The 22,001-nt window shown below is 66.5% G+C and carries 19 protein-coding genes; 10 read left to right on the forward strand and 9 right to left on the reverse strand.

Annotated features, from left to right (window positions below; translation table 11 throughout):
• Positions 1-26 precede the first annotated feature (26 nt).
• The 7 genes from LX81_RS15255 to LX81_RS15285 form a co-directional block, all read right to left on the reverse strand.
• Entirely contained in the window at positions 27-1,007 is a 981-nt protein-coding gene (locus LX81_RS15255; protein ID WP_111538186.1) for an ABC transporter permease subunit, read from the reverse strand.
• Positions 1,004-2,563: a sugar ABC transporter ATP-binding protein gene (locus LX81_RS15260; RefSeq protein ID WP_111538187.1), complete on the reverse strand. Its 1,560-nt coding sequence runs from the start codon at positions 2,561-2,563 to the stop codon at positions 1,004-1,006. The genes LX81_RS15255 and LX81_RS15260 overlap by 4 nt, the downstream gene beginning before the upstream one ends.
• A 51-nt stretch (positions 2,564-2,614) precedes the next feature.
• The gene (locus tag LX81_RS15265; protein ID WP_111538188.1) at positions 2,615-3,574 is read right to left on the reverse strand and encodes an ABC transporter substrate-binding protein; all 960 of its coding nucleotides are present in this window, start codon (positions 3,572-3,574) and stop codon (positions 2,615-2,617) included.
• A 137-nt stretch (positions 3,575-3,711) separates the two neighbouring features.
• Positions 3,712-4,737: an ABC transporter permease gene (locus LX81_RS15270; RefSeq protein WP_111538189.1), complete on the reverse strand. Its 1,026-nt coding sequence runs from the start codon at positions 4,735-4,737 to the stop codon at positions 3,712-3,714.
• Complete coding sequence (locus LX81_RS15275; protein ID WP_111538190.1) at positions 4,737-5,753, reverse strand: ABC transporter permease; 1,017 nt, start codon at positions 5,751-5,753, stop codon at positions 4,737-4,739. Before LX81_RS15275 ends, LX81_RS15270 begins: the two co-directional genes overlap by 1 nt.
• Complete coding sequence (locus tag LX81_RS15280) at positions 5,746-7,257, reverse strand: sugar ABC transporter ATP-binding protein (protein WP_111538191.1); 1,512 nt, start codon at positions 7,255-7,257, stop codon at positions 5,746-5,748. The genes LX81_RS15275 and LX81_RS15280 overlap by 8 nt, the downstream gene beginning before the upstream one ends.
• Before the next feature lie 61 nt (positions 7,258-7,318).
• Positions 7,319-8,326: a substrate-binding domain-containing protein gene (locus LX81_RS15285; protein ID WP_234822634.1), complete on the reverse strand. Its 1,008-nt coding sequence runs from the start codon at positions 8,324-8,326 to the stop codon at positions 7,319-7,321.
• Between the two features lie 150 nt (positions 8,327-8,476).
• On the opposite strand from LX81_RS15285, the gene LX81_RS15290 reads away from it, so the two are divergent.
• Genes LX81_RS15290 through LX81_RS15300 form a run of 3 tightly spaced genes read left to right on the forward strand, consistent with a single transcriptional unit; the run spans position 8,477 to position 11,055 of the window.
• Positions 8,477-9,508, forward strand: a complete 1,032-nt coding sequence (locus tag LX81_RS15290; RefSeq protein ID WP_111538192.1) for a LacI family DNA-binding transcriptional regulator — start codon at positions 8,477-8,479, stop codon at positions 9,506-9,508.
• 19 nt (positions 9,509-9,527) lie between these two features.
• Positions 9,528-10,430, forward strand: a complete 903-nt coding sequence (locus LX81_RS15295) for a sugar phosphate isomerase/epimerase family protein (protein WP_111538193.1) — start codon at positions 9,528-9,530, stop codon at positions 10,428-10,430.
• Positions 10,431-10,434: 4 nt separating this feature from the next.
• Positions 10,435-11,055, forward strand: a complete 621-nt coding sequence (locus LX81_RS15300) for a nucleoside/nucleotide kinase family protein (RefSeq protein ID WP_111538194.1) — start codon at positions 10,435-10,437, stop codon at positions 11,053-11,055.
• A gap of 10 nt (positions 11,056-11,065) precedes the next feature.
• Here LX81_RS15300 and rhaI read toward each other — a convergent pair whose 3' ends face one another.
• Together rhaI and LX81_RS15310 are read right to left on the reverse strand one after the other, a co-directional pair.
• On the reverse strand, positions 11,066-12,340 hold the full coding sequence (rhaI, locus tag LX81_RS15305) for an L-rhamnose catabolism isomerase (protein ID WP_111538195.1): 1,275 nt from the start codon (positions 12,338-12,340) through the stop codon (positions 11,066-11,068).
• A gap of 19 nt (positions 12,341-12,359) precedes the next feature.
• Positions 12,360-14,462, reverse strand: a complete 2,103-nt coding sequence (locus LX81_RS15310) for a bifunctional rhamnulose-1-phosphate aldolase/short-chain dehydrogenase (protein WP_111538196.1) — start codon at positions 14,460-14,462, stop codon at positions 12,360-12,362.
• Positions 14,463-14,638: 176 nt separating this feature from the next.
• On the opposite strand from LX81_RS15310, the gene LX81_RS15315 reads away from it, so the two are divergent.
• The 7 genes from LX81_RS15315 to LX81_RS15345 are packed head-to-tail and all read left to right on the forward strand — an operon-like array spanning position 14,639 to position 21,722.
• Positions 14,639-15,442, forward strand: coding sequence for a DeoR/GlpR family DNA-binding transcription regulator (locus LX81_RS15315; RefSeq protein WP_111538197.1), 804 nt, complete (start codon positions 14,639-14,641; stop codon positions 15,440-15,442).
• Between the two features lie 26 nt (positions 15,443-15,468).
• Positions 15,469-16,482: a rhamnose ABC transporter substrate-binding protein gene (gene rhaS, locus LX81_RS15320; RefSeq protein ID WP_111538198.1), complete on the forward strand. Its 1,014-nt coding sequence runs from the start codon at positions 15,469-15,471 to the stop codon at positions 16,480-16,482.
• Positions 16,483-16,539: 57 nt separating this feature from the next.
• The gene (locus LX81_RS15325; RefSeq protein ID WP_170133975.1) at positions 16,540-18,057 is read left to right on the forward strand and encodes a sugar ABC transporter ATP-binding protein; all 1,518 of its coding nucleotides are present in this window, start codon (positions 16,540-16,542) and stop codon (positions 18,055-18,057) included.
• Positions 18,054-19,022 carry an ABC transporter permease gene (locus LX81_RS15330; RefSeq protein WP_111538199.1) on the forward strand — a complete coding sequence of 323 codons (969 nt, stop codon included), beginning with the start codon at positions 18,054-18,056 and terminating at the stop codon, positions 19,020-19,022. The genes LX81_RS15325 and LX81_RS15330 overlap by 4 nt, the downstream gene beginning before the upstream one ends.
• Positions 19,019-20,026: an ABC transporter permease gene (locus LX81_RS15335; RefSeq protein ID WP_111538200.1), complete on the forward strand. Its 1,008-nt coding sequence runs from the start codon at positions 19,019-19,021 to the stop codon at positions 20,024-20,026. The genes LX81_RS15330 and LX81_RS15335 overlap by 4 nt, the downstream gene beginning before the upstream one ends.
• Entirely contained in the window at positions 20,023-20,340 is a 318-nt protein-coding gene (locus LX81_RS15340; protein ID WP_111538201.1) for an L-rhamnose mutarotase, read from the forward strand. Before LX81_RS15335 ends, LX81_RS15340 begins: the two co-directional genes overlap by 4 nt.
• Complete coding sequence (locus tag LX81_RS15345) at positions 20,337-21,722, forward strand: FGGY-family carbohydrate kinase (RefSeq protein WP_111538202.1); 1,386 nt, start codon at positions 20,337-20,339, stop codon at positions 21,720-21,722. Before LX81_RS15340 ends, LX81_RS15345 begins: the two co-directional genes overlap by 4 nt.
• The last annotated feature ends 279 nt before the right edge of the window (positions 21,723-22,001 follow it).

Raw genomic sequence — 22,001 nt, forward strand, 5'->3', positions numbered from 1 at the left:
GCCGGCATCGTGAGCCGCCCCGATCTTCAGGCGGTTCGGAAGCGGTCGATCGCGACGGCAAGGATGATGACACCGCCCTTGATGATGTACTGCCAGATGTCGGAGACACCCATCAGGATCAGTCCGTTCGTTAGCACCGCGATGATCAGCGCACCGACGAGCGTTCCCCAGATCGAGCCGATCCCGCCCACGAAGCTGGTCCCTCCGAGGATGACCGCGGCGATGGCGTCGAGCTCGTAGGCCTGCCCAAGCTGCAGCCCGTTCGCGGCATAGAGGCGCGCGGCCGACATGATCCCGCCGAGCCCCGACAACAGGCCCGAGACACAATAGACGAAGATCAGGACGAGCGGCACCTTGATCCCGGCGAGCGCCGCCGCGTCGGCATTGCCGCCCACCGCATAGATCCAAGTGCCGAGGACCGTGCGCCTGAGGATGAACCACGACAGCACGATGACGGCTAGCGCGATCACCACGAGCCACGGCACACCGAAGAGCGTGCCGTTGCCGATCCAGGCGAAGGGCAGGTTCGAGTTGAAGACCGTCGCATCGTCCGCGGTCAACCGCGCGACCCCGCGCACCGCGGTCAACGCGCCGAGCGTCACGATGAAGGGCGGCAGTTTCAGCCCCGCGATCAGCGCCCCGTTCGCCGCCCCGCAGGCGAGCCCGGCGCCGAGCGCGGCCGGAATGGCGAGCCAGGCCAGGGCCGGATCGCCCGTCACCGCGACCGCCACCACCGCCGAAAGCGCGAGGATCGATCCCACCGACAGGTCGATCCCGCCCGTGAGGATAACGAAGGTCATGCCCGCGGCCAGCACCGTGTTGATGGAGGCCTGCTGCATGACGATGGAGAGATTGTTGAAGGTCAGGAACCGCCCCGACGCGATCTCGAACCCGACGCAGAGCAGGATCAGGATCGGCAGCATCCCAGATAGTCGCAGGAGCGCCCGCATCCGCTCCCGCCGGCCCGGACCGGCATCGGTCGTGGTCTCCGTGGTGGCCTCGCTCATGCTGTCTCCTCCTCATGGGCCTTTGCGGCCCCCTTGTTCTCCCGCGGGCCGGCGGAGAGCGACATGATCGCCTCCTGCGTGGCCGGGGAGTCCCTCGTATTGGCGACCTCGCCCGCGATCCGACCCTCCCGCATCACGAGGATCCGGTCCGACGTGCCGATCACCTCCGCGAGCTCGCTGGAGATCAGGATGACCGCCAGCCCGTCGGCTGTCAGACGGTCGATGAGGCCGTAGATCTCGGATTTCGCCCCGACATCGACGCCTCGCGTGGGTTCGTCGAGGATCAGGACGCGCGGCGCCGCCTCGAGAAGCCGCGCAAGCAGAACCTTCTGCTGGTTCCCGCCCGAAAGATTGCCCACCCGCGTCGACGCACCCGCGCCGCGGATGTCGAGCGAGGAGATATGGTCACGTCCCATCTTCGCCGCGATCTCCGGCGTCATGACGCCGCCCGCGAAGGCACGGTCCCTCAGGACGCTCATCGCGACGTTGTCGGCCACCGGCATTTCGAGGAACAGCCCGAGCCCTTTGCGGTCCTCCGTCAGATACGCGATGCCGTTGTCGAGAGAGCGACGCGGCCCGCGGTTCTCGAGAAGCTCGCCGTCGAGCCGCACGCTTCCCCCCGTCGCGCGGTCCGCGCCGTAGATCAGCCGCGCGAGCTCCGTCCGGCCGGAACCCACGAGCCCCGCGACCCCCAGCACCTCGCCCGCACGCAGATCGAAGCTGCAGGGCCCGACCCGGGCCCCGTCAGTCAGATCGCGCACCTCGAGGAGTGCCGGCGCCTCCGATGGCGGGCGGTGCGCCTTTTCGTAGAAGCTCGACGCCTCGCGGCCGACCATCATGGAGACGAGGCGATCGGGGTCGAGTTCCTCGCGCTCGAGCGTCCCGATATAGGCGCCGTCGCGCAGCACGCTGCACCGATCGGAGAGGCGGTAGACCTCGTCCATCCGGTGGCTGATGTAGATCATCGCGATCCCCTCGTCGCGAAGCCGGTCCACGAGACGAAAAAGTTGCTCGCTCTCGCGTTCGCTGAGCGCCGTGGTCGGCTCGTCCATCACGATGATGTCGGCATCGGATTCGAGCGCGCGGGCGATCTCCACCATCTGCCGCTGGCCGAGCGACAAATCCATCACCCGCGTTCCGGCGGTGAAATCTGCGCCGAGACGTTCGAGCACGGGCGCCGCCGCGCGACGCTGCGCCCCGCGATCGAGCAGTCCGAACCGCGTGCGTTCGCGGCCGAGGAAGATGTTCTCCGCCACGGTCAGGTTCGGCGACAACGCGAGTTCCTGGTATATCACGGCAATCCCGCGGTCGCGCGCCTCGTGCGGGTTGGACATCTGCACGACCTCGCCGCGGATGCGGATCTCGCCGCCGGAATCGGCGCGCAGCGCGCCGGCGAGAATCTTCATAAGCGTCGACTTGCCGGCGCCGTTCTCGCCCATCAGCGCGTGCACCTCGCCGCCGCGGACGCTCAATGACACGTCACGAAGCGCTCGGATCGCGCCGAACGTCTTCGAGATACCCCGCATCTCGAGGCGGGGCGTCGAACTCTCGTCCATGGCAAAACCTCCAGAAGCGTGTACGGGGCCGCCCGAAAGCGGCCCCTCCGGTCAGTTCCCGGTGCTCCAGGCATCCCAATCGGCGGCATTGTCCTGCGTGACGAGTTCCGTGTCGAGAAGGACTTCAGTCTCGCCGACCTCCTCCCCGTTCATCATCTGGATGCCCATGTCGGCCGCCTGCCGCGCCATGCCGTAGGGGTCCTGCGAGGCGGACGCGACGAGAAGCGTGCTGTCCTGGTTCATCGCATCCACGAAATCGGGCGAGCCGTCGACGCCGCCGATCACCATCTCCGTGCGTCCGAATTGCTGCGCGGCCAGTTGCGCCCCGATCGCGGTCGGATCGTTCGCGCCGAAGACCGCGTCGATCTCGCTAAAGCGGGTCAGGAGGTTCTGCATCACCTGGAACCCGCCATCGCGGCTCGCCTGGCCGTCCTGATTGTCCGACAGCAACTCGATGTCAGGGTAATTTTCGAGCGCCTCGTGGCAGCCCTGCACGCGGTCGGTGATCGAGGAAACCGGCGGACCGTTGATGATGATGAAGTTCCCCTCGCCACCGATCTGCTCGGCGAGGTATTCGCAGGTGATCCGGCCCGCCTGCACGTTGTTCGTCATCACGGTGAGATCGGCACCGGCGGCCGACACGTCCACCGCGGCGACCGTCATGCCCGATTGCTTCGCCCGTTCCACGGCGGGTCCGACCGCCTGCTGGTCCACCGCGTTCAGGATCAGGAGCTGCGCGCCGCCCGCGATGAAGCTGTCGATCTGGGAGGATTGCTCGTTCAGATCGTAATCGGCCCCGACGGTGGTGATCTGCGCGTCGGGATTGGCTTCCTCGATCCGGTCCGTCGCCCCCGCGATCACCACCTGGAAGAAGGGGTTGCCGAGCGTGCCGACCGTGATGGCCGCACGCTCCGGCCCGGAGCTTTCCTGTGCCGCGACACCACCGGCGGCGAGCGCCAGAGCGGAACCGAGACCCGCCAGTACGACCCTATGTCTCTGCGATTTCGTCATCTTTCCCTCCCTTCGGGGCACAATCACACCCCTCCAGCGGACGAACCCGTTTCGCCCGCGTTACATCTGCAAGGTAAGGATTACAGAAGTGACGAGGTCAAGTCCGGTCCGCCCCAATTCAATCGAGGGGAAGATGGCTAGCTCGAGACGGATCGGAAGAGGGCCTGGCCATAGCGACCCCAGAGATAGCGCAGCCCCATGACGACGATGAGAATTCCGCCCCAGAGCGCCGTCGCGAGATGCTGATTGGTGCCCAGGAGGTTCAGGCCGGAGCCGATCACCTGAAGAATGACGAGCGCCAGGACGACCGGCGCGATGCGGCCGAATCCCCCGAACGGATCGACGCGGCCGAGGAAGCAGGCCAGGACGGTGATGAGGAGATAGGCTTCTCCATGACCCACCCGGACGGAGTTGAAGCGCGCCGCCATCACGATCCCCGCGACCGCGCACATGACGCTCGAGAGTAGGTAGACCATGACGAGCGCCCGGCGCGTGTTCACCCCCGAATAGCGCGACGCGTCAGGGTTCGATCCCAGCATGTAGATCGTGAATCCCAACCGGGTGCGGTTCAGGATCAGCGCCCAGACCCCGATCGCCCCCAGGAACACGAGGAGCGGCGCCGGGATTCCGAGAAACGTCCCCTGCCCGATCGCGATCAGCGCCGGTGGAAACCCCGAGATGCTGGCCCCACGGGTGAGAAACTCACCCAGGCCGCGCAGGAAGATCATCATGGCGAGGGACGCCAGGATCGGATGCGCGCCCGTATAGGCGACCACCATGCCGAGCACCCAGCCGATCGCCGCGCCCGCGAGGATCGCCAGAGCCATCCCGAGGATCATCGCGCCAAGCCCCGCATCGGCCCCGCCGAGCCAGGTCAGCGTCCAGGCGAGCACCAGCCCCGAGAGGTTCGCCGAGAAGGTGACGGCAAGATTCAGCCCGCCCGACAGGAGCGGGATCATCATCGCCAGCGTCAGAAGCCCCAATTCGGGAAGCTGGAACGCGATCGACGCGAAGGTCGCGCCGGTCAGGAACCGGTCGGTCAGCGCGCTGAAGAGAACGACGAGCAGGGCCAGCACTGCAAGGAGGGCCAACGATTCTCCGCTCGGCCGGAGGGCAGTCCAACCGCCGGAGCGCCGGGTCGCGTCGAGTTGCACGTTGCTCATCAGGCCGTTCCCTCCGCCCGTCCGGTTGCGCGATGACGGCGTACCTTCTCGCGCAGCACGGCGAAGGTATCGCTCGACATGCTGATCGCGACGAGGATGATCGCCCCCACGATCATGCGGAACGCGTAGGGCGAAATCCCGAGAAGGTTCAGGCCGTTCTGCGTGATGGAGATCAAAGCGAGGCCCAGCACGGCGCCCAGAAGCGTACCACGTCCGCCACCGAGACGTGCTCCGCCGAGGACCACGGCGGCCAGCACCTCGAGCTCGCGGCCATAGAGCGCGTTCGGCACGACTTCCCGGGCATAATGCGCCTGCATGAGCCCCGCGATACCGGCACAGGCCCCGAGCCAGCAATAGGCGAGATAGTGCATCGCGCCGATGTTGATCCCGAGCCTCCGCGCGGCCTCGGGATTGTCGCCCATCGCGAAGAGCTGCCGCCCGATGCTGAGCCGGTTGAGGAGCGCCCAGGTCGCGACGAGGACCGCCACCATCACGGCGACGGGTAAGGTGATCTCCGCCCAGCCGAAGGATGTCTCGTGTTCGAAAAGGATCACGCGGGAGGAGAGCCAATCGGGCAACAGGTAGAGCGAGACGCCCCCGCTGAAGAACATCAGCAGGCCGAAGAAGAGGTTGAACGTGGCGATCGTCACGACGATGGAGATGATCCGGAAGTGATAGATCAGCGCCGCGTTTATCGCCCCGAGCGCGGCGCCGAAGAGAATCGCGAGCGAGATGCCAACCGCCCAATTCCCGCCGCCGATCTGCATCAGCGTGATCACCACGAGATACTGTACCACGGAAGCGCCCACGGCGAAGGAGATGTCGATCCCGCCCGCGATCAGGACCACGAGGAGGCCGGCGGCGAAGATCAGATTCACTGCCGAATAGTTCAGCAGGTCGAAAGCGTTGACGAGGGTAAGAAACGTCTCCGTCGTCAGCGATAGGCACACGCAGATCAGGAGGATCACGGCGAGAAGCCACGCCTCCGTACCGCCGATGGGAAGTCGTCTAGCCATGGACGGCCGCCTCCATGTCGTCGAGCGCCATGGCGTCGGGGCGGAACGTCTCGACGATCCGTCCGTCGCGCATATGCAGCACCCGGTCCGCGTTGAAATAGACCTCCGGCGTCTCGTCGGAGATCAAGAGGATCGCCATTCCCTCCCGCGCGAGACCGTCCACGATGTCGAAGATGCCTGCCCGCGCGCCCACGTCGACACCGACGGTGGGGGAATCGAGGATCAGGAGCTTCGGCCGCGTCGCCAGCCATTTCGCGAGTACGATCCGTTGCTGGTTGCCGCCTGAGAGGGTCGAGACGGCATCCGAGGGTTGGCCGATCTTCACCTTCAGGCGCGCGATCCAGTCATCCGCGACCTCCGCCTTCCGCGCGGGCGACAGGAGCCCCGCGGATCCGAGCAGCCGGTCGAGGACGGTCACCACCACGTTGTCCTCGATGGGCTGGTCCTGCACGAGGCCCAGCGAGAGCCGGTCCTCCGAGACGTAGGCGATGCCCGCGTCGATCGCGTCGCGGTTCGAGCCCAGGCGCAGCGGACGCCCTTCGAGAAGGATGCGCCCCCGGTCGGGCGGCGTCATCCCAAAGATCGAGAGCGCGAGCTCGGTCCGTCCCGAGCCGAGCCGCCCGGTCAGCCCGACGATCTCTCCGGGCGCGATGCTGAGCGAGACGTCCTCGTACTCGCCCGCGCGTCCGAGCCGTTCGGTCTCGAGGATCGGGGTGCCATCCGTCGCCCGTGAGGTATGCGTCTCGTAGTCGAAGGTCGCCCCGGTCATGAGTTCTGTAAGACGCGTCTGTGTCATCCCCTCTGTGGGATAGGTCCCGACGAGCTTGCCGTCGCGCAGCACCGTCACACGCGAGCAGATGTCTAGCACTTCGGCCAGCCGGTGGCTCACGAAGACGACGGCGATCCCCTCGTAGGACAGGCGCCGGACGATGTCGATGAGCGCCTCCGTCTCCGCGCGGGAAAGCGACGCGGTGGGCTCGTCCATGAAGATGAGGGCGGCGTCGGCGACGAGCGCGCGGGCGATGGCCACGAGCTGTCGCCGGGCGATGGAGAGGGAACTCACCGGCGCGTCGAGGTCGATCTCGACACCGAGGCGCGACAGGATCGCGTCCGCCTCCCGACGCATGGTCGCATAATCCACGACCGTCGGTCGCGCGCCCAGATTACGCTCGAAGGCGATATTCTCGGCGACGCTCATATGCGGGAACAGGGCCAGATCCTGCCAGATCACCTGAATGCCGATCCCCCGCGCGGATGCCGGATCCATGCTTCCGAGCGTCTCGCCCCGCCATTCCATCACCGCGCCCGGATCGGGCTGGTGGACGCCGCTGATCGTCTTGATCAGCGTCGACTTGCCCGATCCGTTCTCTCCCGCGAGGCAGAGGACCTCGCCCGGGTGAACCTCGAAGGCGACATCGTCAAGTGCCTGCACCCCGCCGAACCGCTTCGAGACATGTTCGAGCTTCAGGAGCAGCGTGTCCCCGCTCCGCGCCGTGTCGTCCATCTTCCCCTCCTCCCGGAGCCGCACCGCCAGGGGCCGGCCCCATCGGGACCGGCCACCGGGATCAGAGCCCCAGTGCCGCGAGATCGTCCACGGTGTCTTCGTTGATCTCGACGAGTTGGTCGACGATGATCGTGCGGTTCTCGACATCGGGCTCGATCGTTCCAAGCCCCTCGATTTCCATCCCCGCCTCGATCTCCTCGCCGTTCGCGATCATGTTCCCGAGCGTCACGAAGACCTCTCCGGCCTGCTTCGGATTCCACATGAAGCCGCCCGTGAGGATCCCGTCATGGACGAGCTGCCGTCCCTGCCCCGGGGAGAACGGGCCCAGCACGACGATCTCGCCGCCGCGCCGCCGCTCCTGGACCGCACGCGCCGCGCCGATCGGCCCCTGGCTTCCGAAGGCCAGGAAGCCGCCGAGATCCTCGTTCGCGCGCATCAGGTCGAGGGCAGTGCGACGGGAGGCATCCACGTCCTCGGCCACGCCGTAGCGGTCACCGATGAGCTGCATATCGGGGTGGTTCTCCTCGATATAAGCGATCGCGGCATCGGCCCAGGCGTTGTGGAGCGGCACAGACAGCCCGCCCACGAAGACCGCGTATTGACCCGTCCCGCCCATCTCCTCGGCAAGCCGGGCGCCATAGGCTTCCCCGAAGCCCTGGGCGGAGGCGAGCTCGAAATCCCAATCGACGTTCTTCTGGCCCGGGGATTCATGCGTGATGACGTGGATGCCCTGTTCCATCGCACGGCCGAGCACCGGTTCGAGCACGTCGGCGTCGTTCGGCACCACGCCGATCACGTCGACGCCCTGCGCGATCAGGTCCTCCACCGCGCGCACCTGAAGCGCGGGATCGGCGCTGGTCGGGCCCACCATGAAGGCCTCCACGCCGAGTTCCTCGGCCTTCTCGGTGATCCCCGCCTCCATCGCGTTGAACCACGGTATCCCGCCGATCTTCACGACCACGCCGATGGTGGTGGTGTCGTCCTGCGCCGCGGCGGGCAGCGTAAAGCCGGCGGCAGCCATCGCCGCCGCGACCATCAGCCCGCGCCTGTCAAACGAGTATGTCGGCATGAAGTCCTCCCTGAGATGTCTCGCAATATCTTCCGGCGTTCTTTCTCACGCCCCCTCCGAGGATGTGATGCCGGTGTCCGACGTTTGCTAAATCCTTTTAGCTTGTGCTGTCAATCGTGATCGCGCTAGGAGAACGGCAATGGAGGACGCATGGGAAAGCCGCGCGCATCACGTGGAGGACGGACGACGATCCGCGACCTCGCCGCGCGCGCCGGTACCTCCGTATCGACGGCGAGCCTCGTCATGAATGGAACGTGGGAGCGGTACCGGATCACCCGGACCACGGCCGATCGCGTCCGTACCGCCGCGGCGGAGATCGGCTATGCGCCGAACCCGCGTGCTCAGGCGCTCAGGACGCGCAGGTCCGCGCTGGCCGGGATGATCGTGCCGCACCACCGCAACCGCTTCTTTGCGGGCCTCGCGGAGAGCTTCGAGGCGCGGGCGCGCGATCTCGATCTCGTGCCCATCGTCGTCAGTACGCAGCGCGACCTCGCGACGGAACAGGCGGTCGCCCGTACCCTCGTCGCTCAAGAAGTCGAAATCCTGATCCTCGCGGGAACTGAGGATCCGACCGCGATCAATCGGCTCTGCCGGGCCAGCGGCATATGGTGCGTCAATGTCGACCTGCCGGGTCCGGAGGCGTTTTCCGTGGTGAGCGACAACCGCAATGGCGCGAACCATCTGACCGCCCGCCTCCTCGCGCATGGCGAAGGTCCGGTCGTGTTTCTTGGCGGGCGCGAAGGCGAATACGCGACGGAGGAACGGGTGGCGGGCTTTCTTGCCGCCTGCGACGCGGCGGGGCGGGCCCGGGCCGATATACGTATCCTTCGGTGCGGCTATCGGGCCGATGACGCTTGCATCGCCCTGTCGGAACTGCTCGACGCGGGGCCGTTTCCCCCCGCACTCCTCATCAATTCGATCACCGCTTTCGAGGGCTTCGCGTCCTTCTGGCAGGCGGAGGGGTCGCGGATCGGCCGGCCGAACCTCGCCTGCTTCGACTGGGATCCGCTCGCCGCCTGCCTTCCCCTGCCGATCATCATGCTGCGCCAGAATGTCGAGGCCCTGATCGGCGCCTGTTTCGACCGTTTCGCGGCGGATGGGGACGAAACGGGCGGCCTGATGCTGATCCCGCCCAGCGTCGCCCTCGACCGCCTCGACGACACCCAATCCCCACACCCGTAAAGATGAAAGAGAGCGAGACATGAACAAACTCGGATTGCACGCCAATGTCTGGGTCGCCGGATGGAGCGAGGCGGAAGCGGACCGGGCCATCTCGATGACTGCGAAGACCGGATTCGAGCTTCTCGAGATACCGGCCTTCGAGACCGAGCTTCTGCGTCCCGAGGCGACGCGCCGCGCGATCGAGGCGGCCGGGATCTCCTGCACGCTCTCGTTGGGCCTGCCGCCGGAAGCGGACATCGCCTCCCGCGACCCCGATCGGGTGAAGGCCGGCGAGGCGCAATTGATGCGCACGATCGAGAGCGCCGGCGCGGTCGGAGCGACCCATATCTCCGGCATTCTCTACGGCGCCTTCACCAAACATTCGGAGCCACCCCTGCCCGACGGCATCCGCGAATCCGCCGAGATCGTCGCGCGCGCCGCAGAGGAAGCGGCCAAACACGGTGTCACGCTCTGCATGGAGGTGGTGAACCGCTACGAGACCAACATCCTCAACACCGCGGCGCAGGCCCGCGCGTATTGCGACATGGTGGGGCGCGAGAATGTCGGCGTGCATCTCGACGTCTATCACATGCATATCGAGGAGAACGATCCGCTCACGGCCATCACCGACACCGCGGAGCAGCTCGTCTACTTCCATACGGGAGATTCCCACCGCGGCTACATGGGCAGCGGCTCGGTCGATCTCGCCGGTACTTTCCGCGCACTCGTCCGGGCGGGCTATGAAGGACCGATCACCTACGAATCCTTCTCTTCCGAGGTCGTCGGCCAGCCGCTCACGGGCATCCTCGGGATCTGGCGCAACACCTGGGAGGACGGTGAAGATCTCGCGCGTCATGCCCATGCGTACACCACCTCGCAGCTCAAGGCGGCGCGGGAAGCGATGCGCCGGGAATCCGCGCTGCCCGGCGCCGCGGGGCGCTGAACGGATGGCGGGAGACGATCTCGCGACGCTCACGACCCGGCTCCGCACGCTGGCGGAGGCGGGCCCGCGCCGTCTCGCCGCCATCGCGGGGCCACCGGGCGCGGGCAAGTCGACGCTCGCCGAGGCGCTTCACGCCGCGCTCGAGGAAAGCCATCCGGGTCAGAGCGCGATCCTGCCGATGGACGGTTTCCATCTCGACGACGGTCTCCTCGCCGCGCGGGGCGATCTGGCGCGGAAGGGCGCGCCGCACACCTTCGATCTCGACGGGTTCCGCATCACGCTGGAGCGTCTGGCGCGGGACGACGCGCCCGTCATCGTTCCGGTCTTCGACCGCGCGCTCGAGATCTCGCGTGGCGGTGCGCGGATGATCGGGCCCGAGCGGCGATTGCTGATCGTGGAGGGGAACTATCTCCTCCTCGATCTGCCGGGCTGGGCCGATCTGCGTGAGACATTCGATCTGACGGTGTTCCTCGACGTGCCCTACGAAGTGCTGCGCGCGCGGCTCGCCGAACGCTGGGCCTCCCTCCCTCCCGACGTGGCGATGGCGAAGCTCGAGGCGAACGACCTGCCGAACGCGCGTCTCGTCCTCGAACGGTCTGGACCGGCCGACATCCGCCTTCGCTGAAGCGGATTGGTCAGACGATGCCGCCGCCGCCGCCGGCCGATTTCGGCCGCGTCTCCGCGATCCGCGCCCGGTAACCCGAGGCGCGGTAAACCGACAGCGGATCGATCGCGCAGCCCTTCTCGAGCCGTGCCATCTGCAGGATCGGGGTGACGTCGGTGCGGAAGGCGCGCTTCAATGTCTCCGACGCCATCATCGGATCGTTCTCCTCCTGATACTCCTCGAGCGCCGCGCGCTCCACGATCAGCGCCTGGGCATAGGCACGCTGTACCTCCATCGCGGAGTTCATAAGGCTTTCGATCGGGTCGGTGACGTTGTGGCTCTGGTCGAGCATGTGGGCGGGATCGAAGTCGGGCGTGCCCGCGGCATCCACCAGTTCGTTGAAGACGAGGAAGAGGCGGTAGGGATCGATAGCCGCCGTGTCGAGATCGTCGTCGCCGTACTTGCTGTCGTTGAAGTGGAATCCGCCGAGCTTGCCGAACTGGATCAGCCGCGCCACGATCATCTCGATATTCACATTGGGCGCGTGGTGACCGAGATCGACGAGACATTGCGCGCGCTCGCCGAGCTCGGTCGCGATCAGGTAGTTGGTCCCCCAATCCTGCACGACCGTGGAATAGAAGGCCGGCTCGAAGACCTTGTGCTCGGTGAAGAGCCGCCAATCCTCCGGGAGCCCTGCATAGATCGCGCGGGCGCTGTCGAGATACCGCTCGAATTGCCGCGTGAAATGCGATTGTCCGGGGAAGTTCGACCCGTCGCCCACCCAGATCGTAAGCGCCTTCGAGCCGATCTTCGATCCGATCTCGATGCAGCGGAGGTTGTGCTCCACCGCCTGCCGGCGCACCGGCGCCTTAGTATGACTGAGCGATCCGTATTCGTAGGAATGCGGATCGCCAGCGTGGTCCTGAAAGGTGTTCGAGTTCATGGCGTCGAAACCGAGCCCCGTCTCCTCCGCCTTCGCGATGAGGTCTGCCGGATCGGCGTCGTCCCATGGGATGTGCAGGGAGACCCGAGGCGTCGCGCCCGTAAGCCGGTGGATCACGCCGCAATCGTCGAGCTTTTCGAAGACCGATGTGGGCTCTCCCTCGCCCGGGAAGCGGGCGAAGCGCGTGCCGCCCGTGCCCACGCCCCAGGACGGTACGGCGATACCGTAGGCCGCGACCTTCTCCTTCACGCCTTCGATGTCCACGCCGCGCCGGTCGAGCTGGACCCCGAGCGCGTCGTAATCGGCGCGCAGGGCGGCCTCCGCCGCCTCGTTGGCCGAGGCGATCTTGTCCGTGTGAATCATGGTGTCCTCCCTTCGTCCTTCAGCGCGTGAAGGACTGCACGTTGCCTGCATCCACGTTCAGGATGTTGCCCGTCGATTTCGAGCTCTCGTCCGAGGCCAGGAAATAGCAGGCGCGCGCGATATCCTGCGGCAGGACGGAGCGCTTGAGAAGCGAGCGCTCGCGGTACATCTCCTCGAGGCCCTCCTTGTCGGTACCGTAGGTCGAGGCGCGCTGGTCGAGCCATTCGCCGGACCAGATCTTGGAGCCCTGGAGGACCGCGTCGGGATTGACCACGTTCACGCGGATGCCGTCGGGCGCGCCTTCGAGCGCCAGGCAGCGCGCGAGATGGATTTCGGACGCCTTCGCGGTGCAGTAGGCCGACGCGCCCGGCGAGGCGGCGAGGCCGTTCTTCGAGGCGACGAAGACGATCGCCCCGCCGATGCCCTGCGCCTTCAGCATCACGAAGGCCTCCCGCGCGACGAGGAAGTAGCCCGTCGAGAGGATCGACATGTTCCTGTTCCAGAGATCGAGCGTGGTGTCCTCGACCTTGGCCGAAGAGGCGATCCCGGCATTCGAGACAACGATGTCGACCCCGCCGAACTCTACCGCCATCTCGGCATAGGCGCGCGCCACCGCATCCTCGTCGGTGACGTCCATGACCACGCCGCGCACGACATCCGTCGAGTGGCGACCAGCGAGGGCGTCCCTCGCCTGATCCAGCGCGGCCGCGTCGATATCGGCCAGCACCACGCAGGCACCCTTCGCGAGATACGCCTCCGCCGTGGCCATGCCGATCCCGCCGGCGCCGCCGGTGACGATGGCCACCCGGCCCGCGAGCGCCTTCGGCGCCGGCATCCGTTGCAGCTTCGCTTCCTCGAGGAGCCAGTACTCGATGTCGAACGCCTCTTGCTCCGGCAGGCCCTGGTAGGTTGAGACGGCGTGCGCGCCGCGCATGACGTTGATCGCGTTGACGTAGAACTCGCCCGAGATCCGCGCCGTGGCCTTGTCCTTGGCGAAGGTGATCATGCCGACGCCCGGCACGAGGTAGACCACCGCGTTTGGATCGCGCATGGCAGGGCTGTCATCGTGTCTGCACCGCTCGTAATACGCGGCGTAATCGGCACGGTAGCTCTCGATCATGCCTTTCAAAGCCGCGAGCGTCGCATCGACGTCCGGGTTCGCGGGATCGTAATCGACCACCAGCGGACGGATCTTGGTCCTGAGGAAATGGTCGGGACAGGACGTCCCGAGAGCCGCGAGTGTCTCCATGTCCTTCGCGCAGACGAACTCGAGCACCGCATCCTGATCGTCGAAATGGCCGACCTTGTGACTGCCTTCGGAGATCATGCCACGGATCGCGGGCATGAGCTTGGCGGCGACGGCCCGGCGCTCTTCGGCGGGCAGCGTCGGCGCGGCTTCGCCGCCAAAGGCCGGCACGCCATCGGTCTTCTCCGCGAACCAGTCGATCGCGCGATTGATGATCCGGAGCGTCAGCGCATAGCACTCCTCCGCATCGTCGGCCCACGTGAAGAGGCCGTGGCTCTCGAGGACGACGCCCTTCGCGTCCGGGTTCTTCTCGCAGAAATCCCGAAGCCACATGCCCAGTTCGAAGCCGGGGCGCTTCCAGGGCAGCCAACCGATCTCGTCGCCGTAGATTTCCTGCGTGAGCGCCTTCGAGTTCTCCGCCGCGGCGATGGCAATGACGGCATCGGGATGGACGTGGTCGACATGGCGCTTCGGCACGAAGGCGTGGAGCGGCGTGTCGATGGAGGCCGCACGCGGATTGAGGTCGAAGGTGCAGTGCGGCAGGTACCCCACCATTTCGTCCTCGTGCTCCACGCCGCGGTAGAGCCCTCTCAACGCGTCGAGCTTCTCCATGTAGAGCGTGGCGAAACCGTCCATCGCGATCGAACCGATATCGCCGCCCGAGCCCTTGACCCAGAGGACCTCCACCTCGCCGCCCGACAGGGGATCGGTCTCCATCACCTTGGCCGAGGTATTGCCGCCGCCGTAATTCGTCACCCGCTTGTCGGAGCCGAGAAGGTTCGAGCGGTAGAGCAGCTTCTCCGCCTCGCTCATCCCCCCGGCCTTCGAGGCGTCCCAATAGTTTGCGATGCGATGGCCTGCGTTATCCTTGGGCACGACGATTCCCCCCTTGCACGTGTCGGTCGCGCGGACAATCGGCCGGCTCGCCGTTCAGGTCAATCTATTTCGATCACCTTTAATCATGCTGCGGCGCAGAACTGCGGCTCGATGAAAGTTGATGATTGACAATGACCGGTCCGCCGGGAAAAGGTGAGCCGAGAGGGAGGATCACGATGATCGAGACGGAGCGCCATCGCGTCATCCTGTCGGCCGTTCAGGCCCGGCCGGTCGCGACCGTGGCCGAACTCGTCGAACTCACCGATGCCTCCGAGGCGACGGTCCGCCGCGACATCGCCGCACTCCACATGCAGAAAAAGGTCCGCCGTGTGCGCGGTGGCGTGGAGGCGGTGGCGCCGCCGCAATTCGTGGGGCTCTCGGGCCGTCCGTTCGAGATGAACGCCACCCGCCACGTGGCCCAGAAGCGCGCCATCGCCCAGGCGGCGGTGGAGATGTGCGACGACGGCGACGCAATCATCATCAACGGCGGCACGACGACGTTCCAGATGGTCCATCCGCTCGCCAACCGCCGCTGTCTCGTCTTCACCAACTCGTTCCCGATTGCCGAGCACCTGCTGAAGCAGTCGAAGAACACTGTCATGCTGGCCGGGGGGACGATCTACCGCGAACAGAACATCGTCCTGTCGCCTTTCGAGAACGACGTGACCCGCAATTTCGCCGCACGGCGGATGTTCCTCGGGGCCAAGGGGGTCTCGCGGCTCGGGGTGATGGAGCAGGACCCCCTCATCATCCAGGCGGAGACGAAGCTCATCGGGCAGGCCGACGAGGTCGTGCTGATGGTCGACAGCTCCAAGTTCCGCGACCGCTCCAGCCTGATCCTGTGTCCGCTGGAGCGGATCCAGACGCTTATCACCGACGACGGCCTGGAGGAGGCCGACGCCGCCATGATCGAGGCGGCGGGGGTGAACCTCGTCGTCGCGCCGGTCACCCGGACGGAGGAACGCTCTAGGGCCGGTTGAACGCTTGTCATTCCAGGGAGGAAACGATGACGACCACAAGACGTATCGCGATCGGCGCGGGCCTTGCCGCCGGTCTGTCGGCGAGCCTCATGGGCGGCGCCGCGACGGCGCAGGACACCGTCCGCATCGCCCTCGTGGCCAAGGCCCTCGGGATCGGCTTCTTCGAGGCCGCCGCGCGCGGCGCGGAGGAGGCGGCCGAGGAACTCGGCGATGTCGAGATCATCTATACCGGGCCCACGACCACCACCGCCGAGGGCCAGATCGAGGTCGTCAATTCGCTGATCGCGCAACGCGTGGACGCCATCGCGATCTCCGCCAACGATCCCGACGCGCTCGTCCCGGCGCTCGAGCGGGCGATGCAGCGGGGCATCACGGTCGTCTCATGGGATTCCGGCGTGGCGCCCGCGGGCCGGGAGATGCACCTCGCCCCCTCCTCCGACCAACTCATCGGCGAGACGATCATCACGCTCGCGGCCGACCACCTGCCGGACGAGGCGGGCAAGGTCGCCGTCCTCTCGGCCACCTCCACATCGACGAACCAGAACGTCTGGATCGCGGCGATGAAGGAATACATGGCCGACACCTATCCCGACATCGAGCTCGTCGCGACGGTCTACGGCGACGACCTCGCCGACAAATCCTACCGCGAGACGCAGGGGCTGCTGCAATCCTATCCCGATCTCGACGCGATCATCGCGCCGACCTCCGTGGGCATCGTCGCCGCGGCGCAGGCGGTGCAGGACGCGGGCAAGGTCGGCGAGGTGAACGTCACCGGCCTCGGCCTGCCGTCGGAGATGGCGGGCGCGATCGAGAGCGGCGCGTCGGAGAGTTTCGCGATCTGGAACCCGATCGATCTCGGCTACGCGGTCACGACCATCGCCTACGAACTTGCGACCGACGCGGCAACGGCGGAGCCCGGCGCCGAACTCTCGATGGGCCGGGTCGGCACCGCCACGCTCGACGAGAACAACGAGGCGGCGATGAGCGAGCCCTTCACCTACGACGCCTCGAACATCGACGAGTTCGCGAGCGTCTTCTGATCCGTGCCGCCCGGCCCCCTCGCGGGCCGGGCCCTGCCCCATCCGGGAGGTCGCAAGTTGAAGGATACGAGCCCCGAGAGCCGCGAGGTCCTGAGCCTCGAGGCGATCACCAAGACGTTTCCCGGCGTCACCGCACTTAACGACGTGGCGCTGTCGCTCTATCCGGGCGAGGTCACGGCACTCGTCGGGGAGAACGGCGCGGGCAAATCGACGCTCGTGAAGATCCTTACCGGCATCTACCAGCCCGATGGCGGCACGATCCGCGTCGACGGCGCGGAGACGCGGTTTCCCACGGCCATCGCCGCGCAGTCGGCCGGCATCACGGCGATCCACCAGGAGACGGTGCTCTTCGACGAGCTCTCCGTCGCGGAGAACATCTTTCTCGGTCACGCGCCCCGCGGACGCTTCGGCCTGATCGACTGGGCCCGGCTCCGCGTGGATGCGAAGGCGATCCTCGAGCGGATCGGCGCGCGGCTCGATCCCGAAACGCCGCTGAAAGAGCTCGGCATCGCCTCCAAGCACCTCGTTGCCATCGCCCGCGCCCTCTCGGTCGAGGCGCGCGTCGTCGTCATGGACGAGCCCACCGCATCTCTCAGCCAGGCGGAGATCGAAGAGCTCTACGATCTCGTCGAGCGCCTGAAGGCGGAGGGCAAGGCGATCCTCTTCATATCCCACAAGTTCGACGAAATCTTCCGCATCGCCGACCGCTACACCGTCTTCCGCGACGGCGAGATGGTGGATGCCGGGCGGATCACGGAGGTGACCGAGGACCAGCTCGTCGAGAAGATGGTGGGCCGAACGATGGACGCGATCTTTCCCGACAGGACCTTCGATCCTGGCCCCGAAATCCTGCGTGTCGAGGGCTATCGCCATCCGACCGAATTCGCGGAGATCGACTTCACCCTCCGGCGCGGTGAGATCCTGGGCTTCTACGGCCTCGTGGGGGCGGGCCGGTCGGAGGTCATGCAGGCGCTCTTCGGCGTCACCCGTCCCTCCGCGGGCCGCGTGCTGTTGGACGGGCAAGAAATAGTAATCCGCTCACCCGCCGACGCGATCGCGCAGGGGATCGTGTACGTGCCCGAGGATCGCGGGCATCAGGGCGCGATAACCGCGCTGCCGATCTTTCAGAACGTCACCCTGCCCTCGCTTCCGCAGACGTCACGGCACGGCTTCATCCGCATGGCGGAGGAATTCGCCCTCGCCCGCGAATACACCGAACGGCTCGACCTGCGCGCCGCGGCGCTCGATCAAAACGTCGGCAATCTCTCGGGCGGCAACCAGCAGAAGGTGGTGATCGCCAAGTGGCTCGCGACGCGGCCCAAGGTCATCATCCTCGACGAGCCCACGAAAGGGATCGACGTGGGCTCCAAGGCCGCCGTCCATGCCTTCATGGCGGAGCTTGCCGCCGAGGGCCTTGCCGTCATCATGGTCAGCTCCGAGATCCCCGAGATCCTCGGCATGTCGGACCGCGCCATCGTTCTGCGCGATGGGCGGATCGCCGGTGCGTTCGAACGCGAGGATCTGACGCCCGAAATTCTCGTCCGCGCCGCCGCGGGCTACGCGGAGGTCGCATGACCCGGTTTCTCAAATCGCGCGAAGCGATACTTCTCGGCGCGCTGCTCGCGCTAGTCTTCCTGGCGGAGACGCGGTTCTCCGGGTTTGCCGCACCCGGCAATCTCGTGCGGATCTTCAACGACACGTCGATCCTGATCATCCTCGCGCTGGGACAGACTATGGTGATCCTGACGCGCTGCATCGATCTCAGCCAGGCGTCGAACCTTGCGCTGACGGGCATGGTCACCGCGATGATGAACGCCGCGATGCCGGGCCTGCCGGTACCGCTCCTGATCCTCGTCGCGGTGGGGATCGGGCTTGTCCTCGGCGCGCTGAACGGCCTTCTCGTCTGGAAGCTAGACATCCCGCCCATCGTGGTCACGCTGGGCACGCTCACGATCTTCCGCGGGCTCGTCTTCCTCGTGTCTGGCGGGGCCTGGGTGAACAGTCACGAGATGAGCGCGGCCTACAAGGGCTTTCCCCGTGCGGACATCCTCGGCCTGCCGGTCATGTCCTGGATCGCTCTGGCCACCATCGCGGCCTTTGCCGTGGCCGTGAACCGTACATCCCTTGGCCGCGCCTTCTACGCCGTCGGCGGCAATCCGGGCGCCGCGGTCTATACCGGCATCGATGTCGGCCGCACGCGGTTCTGGGCCTTCGTGATCGCGGGCGGACTTGCCGGTCTTTGCGGCTATCTTTGGGTGGCGCGCTACGCGGTGGCCTACACGGATGTCGCGGGCGGGTTCGAACTCGATATCATCGCGGCCTGCGTGATCGGCGGCATCGCCATCTCGGGCGGACTCGGCACGGTGACAGGCGCGGTGCTGGGGGCGCTTTTCCTCGGCACGATCAAGAACGCGCTGCCCGTCGCGGGCATCTCTCCCTTCTGGCAGATGGCGATCTCCGGCACCGCGATCATCGTGGCCGTCGCCGTCAATCGCCGCCGCACGCCGGGACGCATCATCCTGAAGGAGGCGAAGGCATGAGCCTGACCGAGGGCACGAGGCCCCGCCACGTTCCCGATCGCCTGTCGAGCCGCCCGACGCGGATCCTGCGGTCATGGGAGCTGCTGCTTTTCGGCATCGGGGTTCTGATCTTTCTCGCGAACACGCAGGCCAGTCCCTATTTCCTCGATCCCTGGAACCTCTCGGACGCCACCTTCAATTTTACCGAGAAGGCCTTCATCGCCTTCGCGATGGCGCTCCTTATCATCTCGGGGGAGATCGACCTTTCGGTCGCGGGCATCATCGCGCTCGCCTCCACCGCCATGGGCTGGGCGCTGCAATGGGGCGTAGGCGCGCCCGGGCTCGTGGCGATCGGCCTCTCCGTCGGCCTTCTTTGCGGCGCGGTGAACGGCGTGCTCGTCACCCGGCTGGGTCTGCCCTCCATCGTGGCGACGATCGGGACGATGAGCCTCTTCCGCGGGATCAGCTATATCGTCCTGGGCGATCAGGCGTTCAACGGCTATCCGCCGGAACTGGCCTTTCTCGGGCGCGGCTACGTCTTCTGGGTGATCTCGTTCGAGCTCACGCTGTTCCTCCTCTTCGCCCTTCTCTACGGCACGCTTCTCCACTTCACGAATTTCGGCCGACAGATCTACGCGATCGGTAATAATCCGACGGCGGCCACCTTCACCGGAATCCGCGTGGCCCGGGTGAAAATGATCCTCTTCCTGCTGACGGGTCTCATGTCCGGGATCGCGGCCGTCTGCCTGACCGCGCGGCTCGGCTCCACGCGGCCCTCCATCGCCTTTGCTTGGGAACTCGAGATCGTCACGATGGTCGTCCTCGGCGGTGTTTCCATCCTGGGCGGTTCCGGTTCGATCCTGGGCGTGGTCATCGCCGCGCTGGTGATCGGGCTCGTGACTTTCGGGCTGGGGCTTCTGAACGTGCCCGGCATCGTCATGTCGATCTTCATCGGCGGCCTCCTGATCGCCGTCATCGCACTGCCGCGGCTTGTTCGTCTGTTGCGCACCGGGAGGGTCACATGAGCGAGAAGATCGCCTTCCTGATGAAACTGATCCCGGGGCAGGAGGACGAATACCGGCGGCGACACGACGAAATCTGGCCCGAGCTTGCCGACCTGCTCCGCGAGGCGGGCGTGAGCGACTACTCCATCCACCTCGACCGGGAGACCTCGACCCTCTTCGCCGTCCTTTGGCGGCGCGAGGGGCACGGGATGGACGACCTGCCCACCCATCCGGTGATGCGCCGCTGGTGGTATCACATGGCCGACATCATGGTGACACGGGCCGATGCCGCGCCCTACGAGCGCGCCCTCGAGAAGGTGTTCCACCTTCCATGACCCATACCCGGATCGCCGTCATCGACATCGGCAAGACGAACGCGAAGCTCGCGTTGATCGACGCCGGGACGCTGAGCGAGATCGCCGTGACCACCCGCCCGAACAAGGTCCTGCCGGGTCCGCCATGGCCGCATTTCGATCTCGAGGGGCATTGGACCTTCCTTCTCGACGGACTGAGGGACATGCACGCGGCGCACGGCATCGACGCCATATCCGTCACCACACACGGCGCCTCTGGCGTCCTCCTTGATGCAGAGGGCGGGCTCGCGGCGCCGATGCTCGACTACGAGCATGACGGCCCCGACGCGTGGGCCGCGGAGTACGACGCGCTGCGGCCTTCCTTCGCGGAGACGGGCAGTCCACGGCTGCCGCAGGGTCTCAATCTTGGCGCGCAGTTCCACTACATGCTCGCCACCGATCCCGGTCTCGCCGCGCGGATCCGCCATGTCGTCACCTATCCGCAATACTGGGGCTTCCGCCTGACAGGCGAGGTCGCCTCGGACGTGACGTCGCTCGGGTGCCATACCGATCTCTGGAACCCGTGGGAGGTTGCTCCGTCCCCCATCCTCGGTCGTCTCGGTCTCGACGGCCGGTTGGCGCCGGCGCGGAAGTCGACCGACATCCTCGGCCCAATCACGGCCGATGTGGCACGGCGAACCGGTCTTTCGCCCGATACGCCGGTCGCCTGCGGGATCCATGACAGCAACGCTTCGCTCTATCCCCATCTCCTTGCGCGGGAGGCACCTTTCGCCGTCGTCTCGACCGGAACCTGGGTCGTGGCGATGGCCGTGGGCGGGACGGACGACGCGCTCGATCCCGCACGCGATACGCTCGTCAACGTCGATGCGCGTGGCGGCACGGTGCCCTCCGCGCGCTTCATGGGCGGGCGGGAATACGAGATGATCCGGGACGGGTCGGAAGCCGAGCCCGGCGAGGCAGACCGCGCGGCGGTGCTGGCGGGTCTCTACCTTCTGCCGACCATCTCCGGGAATACCGGGCCGTTCCCGGGGCGCCGCGGCGGTTTCACTCACGATCCGCCGAGCGAGGCCGCGCGGATGCTGGCGCTGTCCTACTACCTCGCCCTGATGACTCAGACCTGTCTCGAGCTCATCGGCGCACGCGGCCGGGTGATCGTCGAGGGACCATTCGCGTCGAACCGCCACTATCTCGACATGCTGTCGGCCCTGCGGCCGGGCGAAGTCGAAGCGACGGTTTCGGCAACGGGAACCTCCGTCGGCGGTGCGCTTCTGTTCGCCGCGGGATGGACGCCGCCGCCCGCCTCGCCCCTCGAACCCTCCGATCCCGAGGCGCTCCGTCGATACGCAGAAAGTTGGCGCTCAAGGGTGGAGAATGAATTGCCGATGCGGCAGGCGTCCACTTGAACGCAGAGAGCCGGCGCGTCCGAATGCCCCGCCACGGCGTGTAACGGGTCTTGAATGGATCTCGCCTGGTCACGAGCGCGGGTGGCTATGGCGACGGGAGGCTTCGAAGTAGCTCAGTAGAGCCAGTACCGATGCTCTGTGTTTTGATCGGAGCATCGGCCCTTGGGTGGGGCCGACCACTTCTTCCTCGAATCACTAAGTTCAAGCGGCGCAGCAGCGTACCAGGTGTTCGCCGGATGAACAGGAGGCAGACGCCGCAACGTCTGCCTCCTGCCCACA

It is taken from the genome of Palleronia aestuarii, from assembly GCF_003253995.1.
Taxonomy (GTDB): domain Bacteria; phylum Pseudomonadota; class Alphaproteobacteria; order Rhodobacterales; family Rhodobacteraceae; genus Palleronia; species Palleronia aestuarii.

Coding starts and splice junctions, on each gene's coding strand:
- rhaS (WP_111538198.1), top strand. CDS start 15,469: ATGACGACCACAAGACGTATCGCGATCGGCGCGGGCCTTGCCGCCGGT.
- LX81_RS15345 (WP_111538202.1), top strand. CDS start 20,337: ATGACCCATACCCGGATCGCCGTCATCGACATCGGCAAGACGAACGCG.
- LX81_RS15330 (WP_111538199.1), top strand. CDS start 18,054: ATGACCCGGTTTCTCAAATCGCGCGAAGCGATACTTCTCGGCGCGCTG.
- LX81_RS15255 (WP_111538186.1), bottom strand. CDS start 1,007: ATGAGCGAGGCCACCACGGAGACCACGACCGATGCCGGTCCGGGCCGG.
- LX81_RS15265 (WP_111538188.1), bottom strand. CDS start 3,574: ATGACGAAATCGCAGAGACATAGGGTCGTACTGGCGGGTCTCGGTTCC.
- LX81_RS15295 (WP_111538193.1), top strand. CDS start 9,528: ATGAACAAACTCGGATTGCACGCCAATGTCTGGGTCGCCGGATGGAGC.
- LX81_RS15340 (WP_111538201.1), top strand. CDS start 20,023: ATGAGCGAGAAGATCGCCTTCCTGATGAAACTGATCCCGGGGCAGGAG.
- LX81_RS15275 (WP_111538190.1), bottom strand. CDS start 5,753: ATGGCTAGACGACTTCCCATCGGCGGTACGGAGGCGTGGCTTCTCGCC.
- LX81_RS15270 (WP_111538189.1), bottom strand. CDS start 4,737: ATGAGCAACGTGCAACTCGACGCGACCCGGCGCTCCGGCGGTTGGACT.
- LX81_RS15335 (WP_111538200.1), top strand. CDS start 19,019: ATGAGCCTGACCGAGGGCACGAGGCCCCGCCACGTTCCCGATCGCCTG.
- LX81_RS15280 (WP_111538191.1), bottom strand. CDS start 7,257: ATGGACGACACGGCGCGGAGCGGGGACACGCTGCTCCTGAAGCTCGAA.
- LX81_RS15315 (WP_111538197.1), top strand. CDS start 14,639: ATGATCGAGACGGAGCGCCATCGCGTCATCCTGTCGGCCGTTCAGGCC.
- rhaI (WP_111538195.1), bottom strand. CDS start 12,340: ATGATTCACACGGACAAGATCGCCTCGGCCAACGAGGCGGCGGAGGCC.
- LX81_RS15285 (WP_234822634.1), bottom strand. CDS start 8,326: ATGCCGACATACTCGTTTGACAGGCGCGGGCTGATGGTCGCGGCGGCG.
- LX81_RS15260 (WP_111538187.1), bottom strand. CDS start 2,563: ATGGACGAGAGTTCGACGCCCCGCCTCGAGATGCGGGGTATCTCGAAG.
- LX81_RS15300 (WP_111538194.1), top strand. CDS start 10,435: ATGGCGGGAGACGATCTCGCGACGCTCACGACCCGGCTCCGCACGCTG.
- LX81_RS15290 (WP_111538192.1), top strand. CDS start 8,477: ATGGGAAAGCCGCGCGCATCACGTGGAGGACGGACGACGATCCGCGAC.